Origin of the sequence: Magnetovibrio blakemorei (genome assembly GCF_001746755.1) — a bacterium.
Taxonomy (GTDB): domain Bacteria; phylum Pseudomonadota; class Alphaproteobacteria; order Rhodospirillales; family Magnetovibrionaceae; genus Magnetovibrio; species Magnetovibrio blakemorei.
This window is the reverse complement of sequence record NZ_MCGG01000021.1, coordinates 120,516-138,213: the sequence shown is the minus strand read 5'-3', so window position 1 is coordinate 138,213 and position 17,698 is coordinate 120,516. Positions and strand designations below refer to the sequence as shown.

Genomic DNA, 17,698 nt, shown 5'->3' with positions numbered 1-17,698 from the left:
AGATTTGGAAATCGATAGAGATGACTTCACCCAAGCTTCAAAGACGTGTTCATGTGCGGGTGCGCGGCATCGTTCAAGGGGTCGGCTTTCGCCCCTTTGTCAACGGCTTGGCGACCCGCTTTATGCTGGGGGGGTGGGTGCTGAACGACGGCGACGGCGTGTTGCTGGAGGTCGAGGGCAACCCCGCCAGCGTGGCCTCGTTTTTGAAAGCGTTGGGCGAAGAGGCTCCGCCGCTGGCGCACATCGACGACGTCTTGGTTGAGGATGTGGACGTTGTTGGCAAAAACGGTTTTGAAATTCGCCACAGCCAAAAGGGTCTGGTGGGGACATCTGTGCCACCCGACGCCACCGTGTGCGATGCCTGCCTTGAGGAATTGTTCGACCCCAACGATCGCCATTATGGCTATCCCTTTATCAACTGTACCCACTGTGGCCCGCGTTTTACCATCACCCGTCGGTTGCCCTATGACCGGCCCTCGACGTCCATGGCCGCTTTTGAGATGTGTGCCGCGTGTGCCGCTGAATACTCAGATCCAAATGATCGCCGTTTTCATGCCCAGCCGGTGGCCTGTCCGCTGTGTGGGCCAATATTATCCATGGAACCTGCCGAGATTGTACGGCGCCTAAAAGCCGGTGAAATTCTCGCCATTAAGGGACTGGGCGGTTTTCACATTGTCTGTGATGCGCACAATGAAGACGTCGTGGTGCGCCTGCGCGAACGTAAGAACCGCGAAGAAAAGCCGTTCGCGATCATGGCGGTGAACAGCGCGTCGCTGCAAAAATACGCCAAACTGGATGTGGTGGCCGAAGCGCAGTTGTGTTCAACCGCACGCCCCATCGTGATCGTGCCCAAATGCCATTCTTCAGATTTGGCACCGTCCATCGCGCCGGGTCTGGCTGAGATTGGCGTGATGCTGCCCTATACGCCCATTCATTATTTGTTGTTTCATGCCTACGCCGGGCAGCCGCCGGGGACGGCGTGGTTGGATGATCTCCAAGACTTTGCCTTGGTGATGACCAGTGCAAATCCGGGCGGTGAGCCTTTGGTGATCGGCAATGAAGAAGCCGAGCGGCGTTTGGACGGTATTGTCGACGCCATTGTGTCGCATGACCGTGATATTTTGCTGCGTACCGATGACAGCGTGGTGCGCATGATCGGGGCCGCGCCGACGTTTATCCGCCGCGCCCGGGGCTATGTGCCAATGGCGCTGAAACTGCCCCACTCGGTGCCGTCGGGGCTGGCCTTAGGCGGTCATCTGAAATCCACCATTTGCGTGACCCGGGGCGATCAGGCTTTTGTTTCTCAGCACATCGGCGATTTGGACACCCCCCAAGGGCTGATTTTTTTTGAAGAAACCGTCCACCATATGCTGTCGATCACCGAGGTGCGGCCCCAGTGGCTGGCGCATGACCTGCATCCCGATTTTTACGCGACCCGCTTTGCCCAAGGGCTCGGCGATGAGCTGTCCATCCCGGCCCTTGGCGTGCAACACCACCACGCCCACGTGGCGGCGGTGGTGGCGGAGCATGGTCTTGAAGGTCCCGTGTTGGGGCTGGCGTTGGATGGGTTTGGTTTGGGTGAGGGCGGGGGCGAGGGGGAAGGTCCGCTCAATTGGGGCGGTGAAGCCTTGTTGGTGAACGGTGCCGAGTACACGCGCCTCGGCCATTTGGCTCCGTTGCCGCTGCCGGGGGGCGAAAGCGCCTTCCGTGCGCCGTGGCGCATTGGCGCGGCCGTTTTGTATCAACTGGGGCGCGGTGATGAAATCGAAGCGCGCTATGGTCATTTGGGCGATATGGGCGCTAGCGGGCTGCTCAAGCAAATGCTGGAGCGCAACGTTAATGTTGTGCCGTCGACCAGTTGTGGGCGCTTGTTTGATGCGGCGGCGGGGCTCTTGAACGTGCAGCCCATCGCCAGTTTTGACGGCCAAGCACCGATGAAATTGGAAGCCTTGGTGACGGAGGTTCAAGTACTGAAAAACGGCTGGCAGATCAACGGCACAACATTGGACCTGTCACCGTTGTTGGCCGTTCTTGCGGATTTAGACCCCATTGTTGGGGCCAACCTTTTTCATGGCACGCTGATTGAAGCACTCGCGGATTGGGCCGCACGTTTGGCGGAAACCTCAGGGGTGAAGCAAATTGCCTTGTCCGGCGGGTGCCTACAAAACAGGGTCTTGGCCGAAGGGTTGGAACGGCGCCTGTTGAGCAAAGGGCTGTCCGTTCGCAAGCCCCAAGCCTTGCCGCCGGGCGATGGCGGGCTGAGCTTTGGCCAAGCGTGGGTGGCGTGTTGTTCCGTGTTGTCTTAAAGGGCCGTCTTAACTTTCGCCAATGCCCGGTGAAATGTTTCGTCCTCGCCGGGTTTGCGACGCTATGGCTTGCGGCGGCGGCGGTGCAGCGCGCTGGGCGCAGTCTAGGCGATCACACAGGCGACAGGCGACCCCCACCAACACAGGCGTTTTGGCGTGGTCTAAATCAAGACCGTCGGAATAAATCATCCGCCTGGCATCGTTAATTTCACAGCCAATCGATACCGCGTAATGGCTTTGCGGCTGGCGGTAATTGAGCACGGGTTTACTGACGGTGCGCGCAACATTGAAATAGCGTGAACCGTCGGACATACGGTCCATCTGGGTGCAAATGCGCCCCGGCGTCATGAAGGCATGGTGTACAACCCAACGCGGACAGGCGCTGCCGTATTTGGGGATGCGCAAGCCCGATGCGCTGAAGCGCTTGGAAATATTGCCCGCCACGTCAACCCGGATCAAATGCAAGGGAATGCCCGAAGCGCTTGGATTGCGCAGTGTGGTGAGGCGGTGACAAACCTGTTCAAAGGTGACGGAAAAGTGCTGACGCAATTGGCCGATGTCATATCGCGTTTCTTCTGCGGCGCTGAGCATGTCGGCGTAGGGCATTAAGCAGGCCCCGGCAAAATAGTTCGCCAGCGCCGCGATGCCGCGTTTGCGGGCGGCCTCGTTGGGAAGCTCCGGAACATTGACGAGACGTTCCAGCTGTGGACCATACGACAGCTTTCCGGCAAAGAGGGCCAAGTGAAAATTAACGCTGGGTTGGGGCAGTGCGCGCGATATGATCAGCAGCCGATTTTCTTCATCATACACCGTGGCGGCGGTTTCGTGCTGTTCAGGGCCAGCGGTTTCGACGCGGACGCCGTGGCGTTCTTGCAAAAATCCAGCAAGGCGCAGGTACGGGGCACGGCCATCCAAGCCGGCTTGTTGGCGCAATTCCGTTGCGGCCTCTTCCAACTCCAGAAAGTGATTGTTGTTGGCTTGCATAAAGTCCGTGACCGCTTCGGTGGGCGACAGTCCGCCCGCAACGTTCATCAGCCCATCACCAGTAATGAGGCCTAACATGTCGGTGACAGCTTCGGAAAGGTTCTCCGTTTCGTTCATGACAATTTTGGAAAAATCTTGGCGTTCGTTGTCGCTCAAATCATCGGTGTCGTGGAGAATTTCCGAAAACGACAAGATCGACGTCAACAACATGCGCAAGCGATACCCGGCGTTGGAAATCACAGGATCTTGGGCCAGGCGCTCACTGACCATTTGTAAATCGTCATGGGCTTTGCGGTAGGCCCCATAGGCTTTTTGCACGGCCTGGCACAATTGCGGCGTATCTGCGACCAGGGCGCCGATATCTACGTCACTTAAATGTAAATCGGCAAACATTGGGTCGTGCAGCGTTTCCACAACCTGCGCGCTGAGGATGTTTTCTTGCTGGGGGGAGAAAACCTGGGGATCAACTTCGAGAATTTGGCTGAGGCGCAGCAACAGCGGCACGGTGAGCGTTCGCCGATTGTGCTCGATAAGATTGAGGTAACTGGCGGAAATACCAAGCTGATCTGCGAGTTTAACTTGTGAAAGGCCACGATCGTTGCGCAATCGGCGCAAACGGGTGCCCAACATGATATTTTTTACCATCTACACAAACCTTGAAAATTTACACCGTTTACACATTTACAACATTGTTGTTTTCAAAGTTAACATGAAAACGTAAGAAAAAGCAAAATGTTGTCGACTTAGGCGCGTGAATCGTGAAAATTGTTGACTGTCACTGTGAACGAGGGATTACAGGCAAAAAATAATAAACGCGGACCTCCCCAAGGCCTCCCCTCTTAAGAACACAGCCGTATTCCCCGGATTGAGCCGGGGGGCGGGGACTTATAACAATCAGGGAGTTAAAACATGTCTGATATTTCTCGGGGTAAATCCGGAGGCGTTTCGCGTCGTAGTGTTTTGAAGGCGGGCGCTGCGTCCGGCTTGGTTCTTGCTACACCGACCATTTTCTCCAGCAAAGCACATGCTGCTGGTTTCCGTAACGATCCAGGTGCCGCAAAAAGCGTAACCTTCGGTTTCAACGTGCCGCAGACCGGCGCGTATGCGGACGAAGGCGCTGACGAACTGCGTGCCTACAAGCTTGCCGTCAAGCACATCAACGGTGAAGGTGACGGCGGCATGCTGAACACCATGAAGCCGCTGTCTTTGAAGGGCAATGGCGTTCTGGGCAAAAAAGTCGAATACGTGACGGGCGATACGCAGACCAAGTCTGACGCTGCACGTGCATCTGCCAAGCGCATGATTGAAAAAGACGGCGCATTGATGATCACCGGCGGTTCTTCTTCCGGTGTTGCTGTTGCCGTTCAGGGCCTGTGCCAAGAAATGGGCACGATCTTCATGGCTGGTCTCACCCACTCCAACGACACCACGGGTAAAGACAAAAAGCGTTATGGCTTCCGTCATTTCTTCAACGCTTACATGTCCGGCGCTGCGCTTGGCCCAGTGTTGGAAAAAGAGTACGGCAAAGAACGTCGCGCTTATCACCTGACCGCCGATTACACCTGGGGCTGGACTCAGGAAGAATCGATCAAAAACACCACCGAAGCTTTGGGTTGGCAGACGGTCAACACCGTGCGCACCCCGGTTGGTGCCGGTGACTTCTCTCAGTACATCACCCCGGTTTTGAACTCCGGCGCTGACGTTCTGATCTTGAACCACTACGGTAAAGACATGATCAACTCGTTGACCCAGGCTGTTCAGTTTGGTCTGCGTGACAAGCAAGTCAACGGCAAACAGTTTGAGATCGTTGTTCCGTTGTTCTCCCGTCTGATGGCGCAGGGCGCTGGTCCCAACATTAAAGGCATCTTGGGCACCACAAACTGGAACTGGTCTTTGACCGATGCCGGTTCTCAGGCTTTTGTTAAGTCGTTCGGTGCTGAATACGGCTTCCCGCCGTCAATGGCCGCACACACCTGCTACGTTCAGGCGCTGCTGTATGCCAACGCATGCGAAATGGCTGGCACGTTCAATCCCATTCCTGTCATCAAAGCTCTGGAAGGCTTTAAGTTTGACGGCATGGGCAACGGCGCAACCGAATATCGCGCTTCTGATCACCAGTGCTTCAAGAGCGTCTTGGTCGTGCGCGGTAACGAAAACCCGACGTCCCAGTTCGATCTTCTGGACGTGGTGCAGGAAGTGCCGCGTTCACAGGTTGAGTACGATCCGGCGATCTTCGGCGGTGAGCTTGGCCCGTACGAAGTCGCAATGTAGTCTGCATTAGGCCTCGCGTGACATCGGCCCTTAGGGGTCGGTGTCACAGCCTAATCCAAGGAAATACTGCCCCCAATACAGACGCAAGCGCTGGCTTGCGATCAATGAACGCTGAAAAGGCGGTTGGTCATCATGGACGCTATCGTTATTCAAATTTTGAACGGTCTAGATAAAGGCGGAGCATATGCGCTGATCGCCCTAGGCCTGACACTTGCCTTTGGCACACTCGGAATTGTGAACTTTGCGCATGGTGCATTGTTCATGATGGGTGCATTTTGCGCGGTAACTGTGCAAAAACTTCTCACAATTTCGGCCCGCGTCCGCGATATGAGCGTGACCTTCTTTGAGGCCTACAAGGAAACCCCCTATCTCGAATTGTGGTGGGGTGACACGGGCACAACGATTATTGAATATTCGGTGCCCTTGTCGATCTTGATCGCCATACCGGTTATGGCACTTGTGGGTGTTGTGATGGAACGCGGTCTGATCCGGTTCTTTTACAAGCGCACCCACGCTGAACAAATTCTCGTGACCTTTGGCTTGGCCATCGTCATTCAAGAAATTATCCGCCATTTCTTCGGCGCCAATCCCATTCCGCAAGCTATTCCGGAAATCGTGTCGGGCAGCGCCAATGTCGGCACCATGCTGGGGCTCAGCGACACGCTGGTTTACCCGTGGTGGCGTCTGATCTACTTCTGTTTTGCAACGGTGGTGATTGGTGGCGTGTTTGCTTTCTTGCAGTACACCACCTACGGCATGGTGGTGCGCGCCGGCATGGCGGATCGCGATACGGTGGGTTTGCTGGGCATTAACATTCAGCGCCGTTTCACCATTGTGTTCGCCCTGGCCGCAGTGGTCGCTGGTTTGGCCGGTGTGATGTACACGCCAGTGTTGCCTCCGGATTATCACATGGGCATGGACTTCTTGGTCCTGTCGTTTGTGGTGGTCGTCGTTGGCGGCATGGGCTCGCTGCCCGGCGCCGTGGCTGCAGGCTTCTTGCTCGGCATCTTGCAATCGTTTGCATCGATGAACGAGATCAAACAATTCCTTCCTGGCATCGATCAGATCATCATCTATCTGGTTGCCGTGGTTATCATCTTGGTCCGTCCGCGTGGTTTGATGGGTCGCAAGGGTGTGATGGAGAGCTAAGAACATGAGCATTCAAAGCACACGCAAAGACCTGCTGATTATGGCCGTCTTTACACTCGCCGTGTTGACCATGCCGATTTGGCTGGACCCGATTGGCGCTGCATACCCCGATCTTTTGCAGAAATTTGCAATTTTCGGCATCTTTGCCATTGGCTTTAACATTCTGTTTGGGCTGACAGGCTATCTGTCGTTCGGTCACGCCGTGTTTTTGGGCGTTGGCTCCTATTCAGCGGTTTGGTCGTTTAAACTTCTCACCATGAACGTCATTCCGGCGGTCATTGCGGGCACGTTGATTGCGGGCGTGTTTGCCGTCGTCATCGGGTTTTTGTGCCTGCGCCGTTCGGGGATCTATTTCTCGATCTTGACGTTGGCGTTTGCGCAAATGTCTTACAACATGGCTTACTCGGTGCTGACGCCGATCACCAACGGTGAAACGGGCTTGCAGTTGACCCAGAACGATCCGCGCATTTTTGATGCCGCGGCTGAAACAACGGGGCTGCCCATTACCGAATTGTTTGGGATGAAGCTCAGCGGTTATCCGGGCTTTTACTTCTGCGCGGTTTTGCTGATCATTTCGTTCTTCATCTCGTTGCGCATTTTCCGCTCGCCGTTCGGTTTGAAGTTGCGGGCGATCAAATCCAACCAAGTGCGTATGAATTACACCGGTTTCAACACTCGTCCTTATCTGTTGGCGGCGTTTGTTATCTCGGGCATGTACGCCGGTTTGGCGGGGTCTTTGATGGCAGTTACCGATCCGCTTGCGGGTGCGGAACGCATGCAATGGACGGCATCCGGTGAAGTGGTCTTGATGACCATTTTGGGCGGCGTCGGTACGTTGATCGGTCCTTTGCTCGGTGCGGGTTTGATCAAGTACTTCGAAAACATCTTCTCGTCCTACAACGAACAAGTCTTGCACGAGATCTTCTCGTTCCTGCCTGATTTATTTGAAAACATCATGGTCTTTGTGGTCAACCCGTTTGTGGGTGAAGGCTGGCATCTGACCTTGGGCGCGTTGTTCATGGTTATCGTGATCTTCTTGCCCGGTGGCATCATGGAAGGTTGGACACGGTTAATTGGACTGTTCACGAAGGATCGTTCAAAACCTGACAATAACACTCCGGCTTCGGCCAAAGCACAGACAAGTGAGGGTTAAGGCGATGGAAGAGCAGAAAAAGATCGTCCTCAGCGTCACTGGCGTGCAAAAAACCTTTGGCGGTCTGCAGGCACTGAGCAACATTAATCTCGAAATCGAAGAAGGCAAAACCCATGCCATCATCGGTCCCAACGGTGCGGGGAAGTCAACGTTGTTGAACGTGTGTGTTGGACGCCTGGCGCCCGACAGCGGGACGGTGATGTTTGGTGACACCGTTCTCACGGGTAAGACCCCTTACGAGATCAACCAAATCGGCGTTGCGCGAGTGTTTCAGACACCGGAAATTTTCCCGGCCCTGACACTGTTGCAAAACGTGATCATTCCGGCTCTGGCAAAACGCGATGGCGAGTTCAGGTTCAATGTCTTTAATTCTCTTTCGGGGGAAAAGGAGCTCGTTGCAGAAGCCGAGAGTGTTTTGGAAGATTTGGGCCTTGAAGACCAGATGCATGACCTTTCAGCCAGCATGTCACGTGGCGACAAACGCCGCTTGGAATTGGCCATGTGTTTGATTCAGCATCCTAAACTCTTGCTGTTGGATGAACCGACAGCCGGTATGGCGCGTCATGACACCAACCGCACCATTGAAATTCTCAAACGCATCAAGAGCCGCGGTATGACCAAGGTCATCATTGAACATGACATGCACGTTGTGTTCAGCCTTGCCGATCACATCAGTGTCTTGGCTCAAGGTGCAATCATCGCCGACGGCACCCCGGACGACGTCCGCGGCAACCCGAAGGTTCAAGAAGCCTATCTTGGTGGAGCGCACCTATGAACGACGCATCTCTTGGTATCGACCTCACGTCTACGGGGACCAAGCCGACGGCGGAAAAACCCGTCAACGAAGGCGCGGCCACCGCGTTCTTCTCGGCTTGGGATCTTCATTCCTATTACGGCGAAAGCTATATTGTTCAAGGTGTCAACTTTGACATCCATGAAGGCGAAATTGTCGCGCTTTTGGGCCGAAATGGGGCGGGCAAAACGTCGACGTTGCGCACCATCGCCCGCATGGACGACCCGCAATTGCGTCATGGTGAAATCTGGTTGGATCACCAGCCTTTGCACACCATGCAGTCCTGGCAGGCAGCACGTTTAGGCGTTGGTCTGGTTCCTGAAGACCGCAGCATCATTCCCGGTCTGACGGTGGAAGAAAACTTGACCTTGTCGCAGATCGCACCGCCGATCGGATGGTCGATTGAACGCATTTACGAACACTTCCCGCGTTTGGCTGAGCGGCGCATGCAAGAAGGCGTGACCTTGTCCGGTGGCGAGCAGCAAATGCTCGCCGTTGCTCGCGCCTTAGCCCGTGACATTAAATTGTTGTTGCTGGACGAGCCTTATGAAGGTCTGGCACCGGTTATTGTGCACGAAATCGAAAGCATTCTCGAAGGTGTTAAAAAGCTTGGCATCACGACCATTATCGTTGAGCAAAACGCCATTGCTGCGCTGCACTTGTCTGACCGCGCCATCATCTTGGACATGGGTGAGGTCGTGTTTAACGGCAGTGCCCAAGAGGTCTTGGATAACAAAGAATTGAGAGACGAATATCTGGCGATCTGATGTTCACTACCGCGGTTGCGGGAACTGGACGCTCATCACTCCTACCCCCTTGCTCGTCAGATAGCACAAGGCCCCGGTGTTTCCGGGGCCTTGTTGCGTTTGGGAGGGATTTGTCCGGTCACACGACAAAGATGACAATGGGCAGATGAATGGCTAGGATAAGGGAAATATTGATTTGCCAGCGTTCTTTAGGGAGGGCGTGATCGGCAAGTGGGAGTGTAGGGGAGCATATAGCGCCATGACGTACTCGGTGCTGGTGGTGGAAGACGAGCCCAACATCGTCCTATCGCTGCAGTTTATTATGAAACGCTCAGGCCATGAGGTTCGCATCGCTGGCGATGGCGAAGCGGCGCTTGATGCTATGGCGGCCAAAACGCCAGATGTCGTGTTGTTGGATATCATGCTGCCCAAACGCGATGGGCTGTCCGTGTGCGAAGCCATTCGCGCCAATCCGGACTGGTCAGCCGTGAAAATATTGGTGTTAAGCGCCAAAAGCCGAGAATCCGACAAAGAAAAAGCACTTTCGTTGGGGGCTGACGATTACATCACCAAACCCTATTCCACGCGTGAAGTCTGTGAACGGGTGAATGCCATGTTGGGCATTGAGGGCTGTCCACAGCCTTCTGAAGCCTCCCAGCCTTCATAGGCACCCTGCCGTTTGAGGGGGGTGTTGAGTATCTTTGACTAAGGTAAGGCTTCAAGTCGATGAAACGCACTGGGCGCAAGCAAGAATGGTCGCTGACGATGTTCGCATTTGGTACGGTGGTGTTTTTTCCGCCCATCATCAGCTTGTTCGACAAGCCCATGCTCGTTTTTGGCCTGCCGTTGACATTCATGGTTGCCTTTGGGGTATGGGTGATTTTGATCGTGAGCATCTGGATGGGAGCGCGTCCGTCGCGGTTGCGGGGGGCTCTTGTGACGCCGGTGCCGGAAGAACGTCTCGAGCCGACGTTGGAGCAAGCGGGAATTTCCCTTGGTTCCGTCCAAAGTGGGCCTGACGTGCTCACGCAAAAGAGCCAAACCACAACTCCCCAGAAAGAGGGCTAGGCGATGGATGGTAGCCTCGTCGCCTTTACCTCAATTGCCTATTTGTGCACCTTGTTTGCGATTGCATATTTTGGCGATAAGCGTGCCGAACAAGGGCGTAGCCTGACGCAAAACCCCTATATTTACACACTTTCCATCGCGGTGTTTTGCACCTCGTGGACGTTTTACGGTTCGGTCGGCTTGGCGGCGCGCTCAGGCCTCGATTTTTTGCCGATTTATATCGGACCGACCTTGGTGTTTGTGCTGTGGTCGGTGGTGTGGGTCAAGATTGTCCGCATTTGTAAAGTCAACCGCATCACTTCAATCGCGGATTTTATTTCGTCTCGGTATGGGAAAAGCTCACGGCTTGGTGGCTTGGTGGCTTTGGTTGCGGTGATCGGCACCACGCCGTACATTTCGCTGCAACTGAAATCCATCGCCACCAGTTTCGAAATCATCACCAATTATTCCGGCGCTGACGGAGATCAAAATCCAGTGTTTGGCGCCTTGGGGCTCGATTCAACATTTTTGATTGCGTTGACCTTGGCGATTTTCTCCATTTTGTTCGGCACCCGCCATATTGACGCCAGCGAACATCATGAAGGCATCGTCACGGCAATTGCCTTTGAATCCATCGTCAAGCTGTTCGCTTTTTTAGCGGTGGGGCTTTTTGTGACGTTTGGGGTCTACAATGGATTTACCGACTTGTTCCAAAAAGCCGAACAGATGGATTTGCAAAGGCTGTTTACGGTCAATCCAGAAGGCGGCTACGCCACTTGGGTGTCGATGATTATTTTGTCGATGTTGGCCATTATTTGTCTGCCCCGTCAGTTTTATATCACCGCCGTTGAAAACACCGATGAAAACCATTTGCGCACGGCGGTGTGGCTGTTCCCGACCTATTTGTTGGTGCTCAATATTTTTGTTTTGCCCATCGCCATCAGCGGGCGCATGGCGTTTGCTCAAGGTGGCGTCGATGTAGACATGTTTGTGCTGACGGTGCCGATTTTTTACGGACAAACCGGACTGGCGCTGCTGGCGTTTATCGGCGGACTATCCGCAGCGACCTCGATGGTGATCGTCGCGGCCATCGCGCTTAGCACCATGGTGTGCAACAACATCGTGGTGCCGGTGCTGGTCAACTGGCGCTGGGTGGATTTGGAAAAGCGCGGGGATTTGACCGGTTTGCTGCTGTTGACGCGGCGCGCTTCGATCATTGGCATCTTGATTCTGGGTTACGGTTATTTTCGCATCGCATCGGGTTCGTATTCGTTGGTGACCATTGGTTTGGTGTCGTTTACGGCGGCAGCCCAATTTGCACCGGCCATTTTGGGCGGCATGTTTTGGAAGGGGGCCTCGCTGAAAGGGGCGATGACGGGGCTGGCGCTGGGCATCTTGGTTTGGTCCTACACGTTGTTGATGCCTTCATTTGCCCAGTCGGGCTGGTTGCCCATCAGCTTTATCGATTACGGGCCTTTCGGTTTGACGTTGCTCAAACCCTATGCGCTGTTTGGCATGACGGGGTTCGATACGATTTCCCACGCCTTGTTTTGGAGCATGTTCGCCAACCTGGGCGCTTATATCGTGGTGTCTTTGCTGACCAGTCAAACCACCATTGAACGCATTCAAGGCACCATGTTTGTGGACGTGTTTTTGTACACCGAAGGCCTCAAGGATTCGCGGTTTCTGCAAGGTTCTGCCTCTATCGGCGATTTGCGCGATTTGGTTGGCCGTTTTGTGGGTGAAGATCGAGCCACTCAGGCCTTTGAGACATTTGCGTCAGAGCAAGGCGTGACCGTTCGCCCGAGTCAAGTGGCGGACACAGCGTGGTTGGATCGCGCGGAAAAAATGCTTGCCGGGGCCGTGGGCTCAGCCACAGCGCGGGTGATGATTGGTTCCGTCGTTAAGGGCGGTATTGTCAGCCTCGACGAAATGTACAAAATTTTGGATGAAACCTCACAGGCCATCCAATACTCCCGCATGTTGGAAACGAAATCGCGGGAATTGGAAGAAACCACCTTTAAGCTGCAATCGGCGAACGAACGGCTGAAGGAACTGGACTCGTTGAAGGATGATTTTCTCAACACCATTTCCCATGAATTGCGCACCCCGCTGACGTCCATTCGCGCCTTTTCAGAAATCTTGTCGGAAACACCGGACATTTCCGAAGAAGAAACGTCCAGGTTCTTGATGGTGATTCGCAAAGAAAGCGAGCGCCTGACCCGCTTGATCGATCAAATCTTGGATTTGGCCAAGATGGAATCCGGACAGATGGACTGGTCACTGGCCAACGTCGATTCACGCCCCATCATTGAACAAGCCGTCGCGGGGATGAGCGGCTTGATGCAAGAACGAAAAGTAAAACTGAAAGTCGATTTGCCCGCGGGCATGCCGATGATCAAAGCCGATCACGATCAGCTGGTGCAGGTGTTGATCAATTTATTGTCCAACGCCGTGAAATTTTGCCGTCATTCAGGCGGATACGTGCGGGTGTCGGCAAAGGTGAAGGGCGGCAAGCTGTGGGTCAGCGTCAGTGACAACGGTGACGGCATTCCCGATAACAAAAAGGCCGAAGTCTTTGTGAAATTTCACCAATTCAATCAGGGTAACGACCGGATGCCGCGCGGAACGGGTCTGGGCCTGGCCATCTGCCGAGAGATCATCACGTTCCTGGGTGGACATATTTGGGTGGAAGACAACGACACCGGCCCAGGCGCGTGTTTCACCTTCACCGTACCGCTGTCGCGGGTCGACGGGTATCTCAGAACGGCCGATGAGCCTGTCACAAACACTGAGGTTGTCGCCATTTAGAATGCGTTATTGAGCCTTGTCGGGGGACGTGCAGTAGGGCGGTTTGGTGGCGGTCTTGAAGCGCGGATCGCCATAGCGCAGCACATCCACCTGGCTTACCAGCGGCGCTTTAAAAATTTGATTGAGAATGTTGGGGAGAATGCGCTGCAGTTCGACCAACTCTGCGTCTTGAGCATTGCGGTCTTGGGGTAGCACGCGGTCAAAGGCCTGGTACAGTCTGTCCATAACATTGGGGACCCAGCGACAAACTTCGACCTTATCATCCCAATTGGCGACATTGATCACGACGGCATAATATTGCGCGCGCTTGGTTGCGCTCTGCGACGACAACGGCCAGCGCATGGTCTTGAGCAAAATCCGAACGGGTTTTACAGGTGGCGGTGGGGTAATTGTCGGGGGGCCCTCGGGGGAGGCCGCGTCCGGCTGTGCCGAAGGGGGCTGCGACGCGGATTGTGATGGGGGCGTTGCCTCCGGGGGTGTTTTTGAGGCTGTTTCTGCACTTGCCTCTGGTGTCGCTTCTGGGGTTACGGCTGGGGCTTCTGCAACGGGGGCAGGGCGTACATAGCCCCCCATTGTGGATTGCAGCAAGGCGTAGACCAAACCGGAAATGAACAAGATGAAGACCAGACCTAAGGGCAGCAGCACTTTGGGTTTGAGCAGAACATCGATTTTCCACAGCCACCCTGAGCGCCGATCAATGGCAGCGCCGGAACGCTTGCGTTCAATATAGACACGCGCTTTTTCAATACGGGTTTCTTTGATTTGGCGCAGTAACCCACTGACGCCGGTCTGCATAACCGAGATTTCGCTGGGAATGCCGAGAATGAGTTCGAGTTCGTTTTTAAGCCGCGCGACCTCAACTTCATCACCGCGACGCGTGAACAGTTTATCGATGACAACGGTGGCGGTTAGGCGCAACGTGTCGGCAGAGGGCGATTGGGCAACCAACTGAATGAAGCCCGATTGCGGGTCTTCAAACACAACTTCCCAATCTGTCGTGCCGTCAGGTGTTTGCGGCCATGCGGGCTTGCCGGTGTTTGCCATAAAGCGATAAATCCAAATCGGGAAACGTGGTCAATTTAGCTTGCGGTTATGCATGTTTGGCAATGACATAAGAAAGTCTTGCGTCATTTTCAACATATCCGTCATAGTCTATACATCAATGGTTGATAAGTCGTTAGGGGATGATCATGGAACTCGTTGGATTTGCAGGATTTGCTGGCGCGCTTGTGCTGTTTGCGCTGGCTATGGTGTTCATGGGTGTAAAGGTCGTTCCCCAGGGCATGGAATACACGGTTGAACGTTTTGGCCGCTACACAAAGACCCTAACGCCGGGTCTGCATTTGATCATGCCGATGGTGGACCGCATTGGGGCACAACTGAATATGATGGAACAGGTCTTGGATGTGCCCAGCCAAGAGGTCATCACCAAGGACAATGCCATGGTTACGGCGGACGGGGTGGTGTTTTATCAGGTGCTGGATGCGGCATCCGCTGCCTATGAGGTGAGCGAACTGCAACGCGCGATTTTAAATCTCACCATGACCAACGTGCGCACCGTGATGGGCTCTATGGATTTGGATGAATTGCTGTCTCAACGCGACAACATCAATGCCAAACTGCTTCATGTGGTCGATGCTGCGACCTCGCCTTGGGGGGTGAAGGTGACGCGCATTGAAATCAAAGATATCTCTCCGCCCCGCGATCTGGTGGATTCCATGGGTCGCCAAATGAAAGCGGAACGTGAAAAGCGTGCGCAGATTTTGGAAGCTGAAGGTTCCCGCCAATCTGCAATTCTGCGCGCCGAAGGGGAAAAACAGTCGGCTATTTTGCAAGCTGAAGGCCGTCGTGAAGCCGCTTACCGCGATGCTGAAGCCCGCGAACGAGAGGCCGAAGCCGAAGCCAAGGCCACCACCATGGTCTCAGATGCTATTTCCAGCGGCAACGTCCAGGCGATCAACTATTTTGTCGCGCAAAAATATGTCGAGGCATTGAAGGACATCGCGTCTGCACGCAATCAAAAGGTCTTGTTCATGCCCATGGAAGCCACCGGCATTCTCAGTTCTCTGGCGGGTATCGCCGAACTGGGCAAGGGGGCGTTCTCGGACGTCAAGGATGGCACAGACCAGGGAGGCAGCCGTGTTCCTACCACTCGTTAGCCTTGTTGTTGTGGCAACCCCTCTTCCAGGTGAAAGTCACCTTTCGACGAGCACGCCCTTTTTTGACGAAATCACCTTTTGGCATTGGTTGATTGCCGGGGTGATTTTGGCCGCGTTTGAAATCTTGGCGCCCGGCGTGGTGTTCATGTGGCTGGGCATCGCGTCCCTGATCACCGGGGGCATCGCGTGGGCTGTGCCGGATATGAGCCTAGAATGGCAGTTGGTGGTGTTTTCTCTGCTGTCGGTTCTGTCGGTGATGGTGGGGCGCATGTACATGAAGCGCAATCCAAAACCAACCGATCATCCAACCTTAAGCCGCCGCGGCGAACAATACATCGGTCGCCGCTTCATCTTGTCGGAAGCCATCAGTGGCGGATTTGGCAAAATCAAGGTCGACGACAGCGTCTGGAAAGTCTCCGGCGACGATATGGCCGAAGGCACCAAGGTCGAAGTGGTTGCGGTCGAGGGGGCGGTGTTTAAGGTCGTTGCCATCAGAGACTGAGTTAGGCATTTCCCAGGCGCTGCAACTCATCGCGTAATTTGTTGAGTGTTTTGTGGCGCGCGTGGTCGCTGTCTTGGGTGCGCAGCGTGTCGGACAGATGGACCAGGAATGATGCATATTCATTGTGCCAATCGCGTTCATACATTTCCTCTTGATCAATGCGCGCTTTGACCAAGCTGTGATGCACTTTTCCAGACAAGCTCAGCACATACGTTTCATCCAAACGGGGAATGAAGATGTGCCCCGGTTCACAGCCGTGGGCGGTCAGGTGATCGCGTAACGTTGCGCGGGCCGGGTCGTCGCCGTGGGTGAGGAAGATGCCGCGCTTCACCGGCATGCGCGCGCACGCCCACTCCACCAATTCGTTTTGATCGGCGTGGGCGGAATAACTGTCGATGCGGCGAATGCGCGCGCGCACGGCGACCTCTTGGCCGTGAATGCGCACGGTCTCTTTGTTGGCCAGCAGCATTGCGCCCATGCTGCCGGGAACCTGATAGCCGACGAACAAAACGGTAGCCTGGGGGCGCCATAAGTTGGATCTCAAGTGATAGCGAATGCGGCCCGCATCGCACATGCCGCTGGCGGCGATGATGATGGCACCCGACGTGATGCGGTCCAAGGCTTTTGAATCTTCGGCGCGATTGACGAAATGAAAGTGCGGATTGCGAAACACCCCGCCGCGCCCTTCAATGTCGTTTAAGTCCCCTTCGTGTTCTTCAAACACTTCTGTGGCGCGAATGGCCAGGGGCGAATCCAGATAGACGGAAACCGGCGGAAGGTCCTTGTCTTTCAACAGCAAACCGATGTCGTAGAGCAGCTCTTGGGTGCGTTCCACCGCGAAGGCTGGAATCAACACATTGCCGCCCGCGTTCAACCCGTCCATGATTTCGCGCTTTAACAAATCGCGGCGTTCTTGCAGCGTTAAATCCTCGCGATCGCGATCGCCATAGGTGCTTTCGACAAACAGGTAGTCGATGCCGGTGGGGCTTTCGGGCACCTCTTGAAATGATTTTTCCTGGGGGCCGATGTCGCCGGAAAACAGCAACCTGAGCTGTCCTTCGTCGGCTTCAACGGTGATCTCAACAGATGCAGAACCGAGAATATGCCCGGCATTCCACAGCCGCAGCTGAACCCCTTGGGTGGCCTCAAACCATTCGTCATAGGGGCGAACAACCACGCTATCTAACGAGGCTTCGGCTTGGTTTTTGGTGTAAATCGGCTCGACGATGGGATCGCCGCGCCGCACATTGCGCCGATTGAGGCGCTTGACCTCGGTCTCATGAATATAGCCGCTGTCGGGCAGCATGTAGGTGAGCAAGTCCCGTGATCCTTGGGTGGTGTAAACCGGACCGCGAAAGCCCGCTTTCACCAATTTCGGTATCAGCCCCGAATGGTCCACATGGGCGTGGGTGAGCACGACAAATTCGATCGAATTGGGATCAAACGGGAACGGTGCGTAGTTTAACGACCGCAACGTTTTGGAGCCTTGAAACAACCCGCAATCGACCAAAAACTTGCCGCCCGGATGGCTCACCATATAACACGACCCGGTCACGGTCCCCGCCGCGCCCAAGAACTTCACTTCAACATTTTTGGTGAGTTGTTTGTTCATGACCGTTCTCCCTAGCACCTTATAATTGTACGCTTATTTCCAGCTCGCCGCCAAGGGAAAGCGGAGGGCGTGCGGCCTTCTCGTCTCTTTCAAACGGTATTGCGAGCGCCCAAAGGGCCGTGGCGATCCAGAATATGCCCGTTCAGCTCCGCTTTTTGAGCTAAA

General features: G+C 54.8%; 14 protein-coding genes. 11 read left to right on the top strand and 3 right to left on the bottom strand.

From position 1 onward, the window contains the following. Positions 1 to 20: 20 nt before the first annotated feature. Positions 21 to 2,306 (top strand): carbamoyltransferase HypF, encoded by a 2,286-nt coding sequence (gene hypF / locus BEN30_RS07690; protein ID WP_069957746.1) that lies wholly within the window; start codon positions 21 to 23, stop codon positions 2,304 to 2,306. A 9-nt stretch (positions 2,307 to 2,315) separates the two neighbouring features. Here hypF and BEN30_RS07685 read toward each other — a convergent pair whose 3' ends face one another. After that, complete coding sequence (locus BEN30_RS07685) at positions 2,316 to 3,935, bottom strand: helix-turn-helix domain-containing protein (RefSeq protein WP_069957745.1); 1,620 nt, start codon at positions 3,933 to 3,935, stop codon at positions 2,316 to 2,318. A 264-nt stretch (positions 3,936 to 4,199) separates the two neighbouring features. On the opposite strand from BEN30_RS07685, the gene BEN30_RS07680 reads away from it, so the two are divergent. The 8 genes from BEN30_RS07680 (at position 4,200) to BEN30_RS07645 (ending at position 13,260) form a co-directional block, all read left to right on the top strand. Beyond that, a complete protein-coding gene (locus BEN30_RS07680; protein ID WP_170826992.1) occupies positions 4,200 to 5,561 on the top strand; it encodes a substrate-binding protein in 1,362 nt (453 codons plus the stop codon). Positions 5,562 to 5,693: 132 nt separating this feature from the next. Then, complete coding sequence (locus BEN30_RS07675; protein ID WP_069957743.1) at positions 5,694 to 6,710, top strand: branched-chain amino acid ABC transporter permease; 1,017 nt, start codon at positions 5,694 to 5,696, stop codon at positions 6,708 to 6,710. Positions 6,711 to 6,714: 4 nt separating this feature from the next. Then, positions 6,715 to 7,863: a branched-chain amino acid ABC transporter permease gene (locus BEN30_RS07670; protein ID WP_069957742.1), complete on the top strand. Its 1,149-nt coding sequence runs from the start codon at positions 6,715 to 6,717 to the stop codon at positions 7,861 to 7,863. A gap of 4 nt (positions 7,864 to 7,867) precedes the next feature. Beyond that, entirely contained in the window at positions 7,868 to 8,638 is a 771-nt protein-coding gene (locus tag BEN30_RS07665) for an ABC transporter ATP-binding protein (protein ID WP_069957741.1), read from the top strand. After that, entirely contained in the window at positions 8,635 to 9,423 is a 789-nt protein-coding gene (locus BEN30_RS07660; protein ID WP_084005217.1) for an ABC transporter ATP-binding protein, read from the top strand. Before BEN30_RS07665 ends, BEN30_RS07660 begins: the two co-directional genes overlap by 4 nt. A gap of 238 nt (positions 9,424 to 9,661) precedes the next feature. After that, positions 9,662 to 10,069: a response regulator transcription factor gene (locus BEN30_RS07655; RefSeq protein WP_069957740.1), complete on the top strand. Its 408-nt coding sequence runs from the start codon at positions 9,662 to 9,664 to the stop codon at positions 10,067 to 10,069. Between the two features lie 59 nt (positions 10,070 to 10,128). Beyond that, complete coding sequence (locus BEN30_RS07650) at positions 10,129 to 10,470, top strand: hypothetical protein (RefSeq protein WP_069957739.1); 342 nt, start codon at positions 10,129 to 10,131, stop codon at positions 10,468 to 10,470. Between the two features lie 3 nt (positions 10,471 to 10,473). Continuing rightward, complete coding sequence (locus tag BEN30_RS07645) at positions 10,474 to 13,260, top strand: sensor histidine kinase (protein ID WP_069957738.1); 2,787 nt, start codon at positions 10,474 to 10,476, stop codon at positions 13,258 to 13,260. Positions 13,261 to 13,266: 6 nt separating this feature from the next. Here BEN30_RS07645 and BEN30_RS07640 read toward each other — a convergent pair whose 3' ends face one another. Continuing rightward, a complete protein-coding gene (locus tag BEN30_RS07640; protein ID WP_069957737.1) occupies positions 13,267 to 14,304 on the bottom strand; it encodes a hypothetical protein in 1,038 nt (345 codons plus the stop codon). A 146-nt stretch (positions 14,305 to 14,450) separates the two neighbouring features. Here BEN30_RS07640 and BEN30_RS07635 point away from each other — a divergent pair, with 146 nt between their 5' ends. After that, positions 14,451 to 15,419 carry an SPFH domain-containing protein gene (locus tag BEN30_RS07635; RefSeq protein ID WP_069957802.1) on the top strand — a complete coding sequence of 323 codons (969 nt, stop codon included), beginning with the start codon at positions 14,451 to 14,453 and terminating at the stop codon, positions 15,417 to 15,419. Continuing rightward, entirely contained in the window at positions 15,400 to 15,921 is a 522-nt protein-coding gene (locus tag BEN30_RS07630; protein ID WP_211563322.1) for an NfeD family protein, read from the top strand. The genes BEN30_RS07635 and BEN30_RS07630 overlap by 20 nt, the downstream gene beginning before the upstream one ends. Before the next feature lies 1 nt (position 15,922). On the opposite strand, the gene BEN30_RS07625 is transcribed toward BEN30_RS07630, so the two are convergent. Beyond that, complete coding sequence (locus tag BEN30_RS07625) at positions 15,923 to 17,533, bottom strand: MBL fold metallo-hydrolase (RefSeq protein ID WP_069957736.1); 1,611 nt, start codon at positions 17,531 to 17,533, stop codon at positions 15,923 to 15,925. Between the last annotated feature and the right edge of the window lie 165 nt (positions 17,534 to 17,698).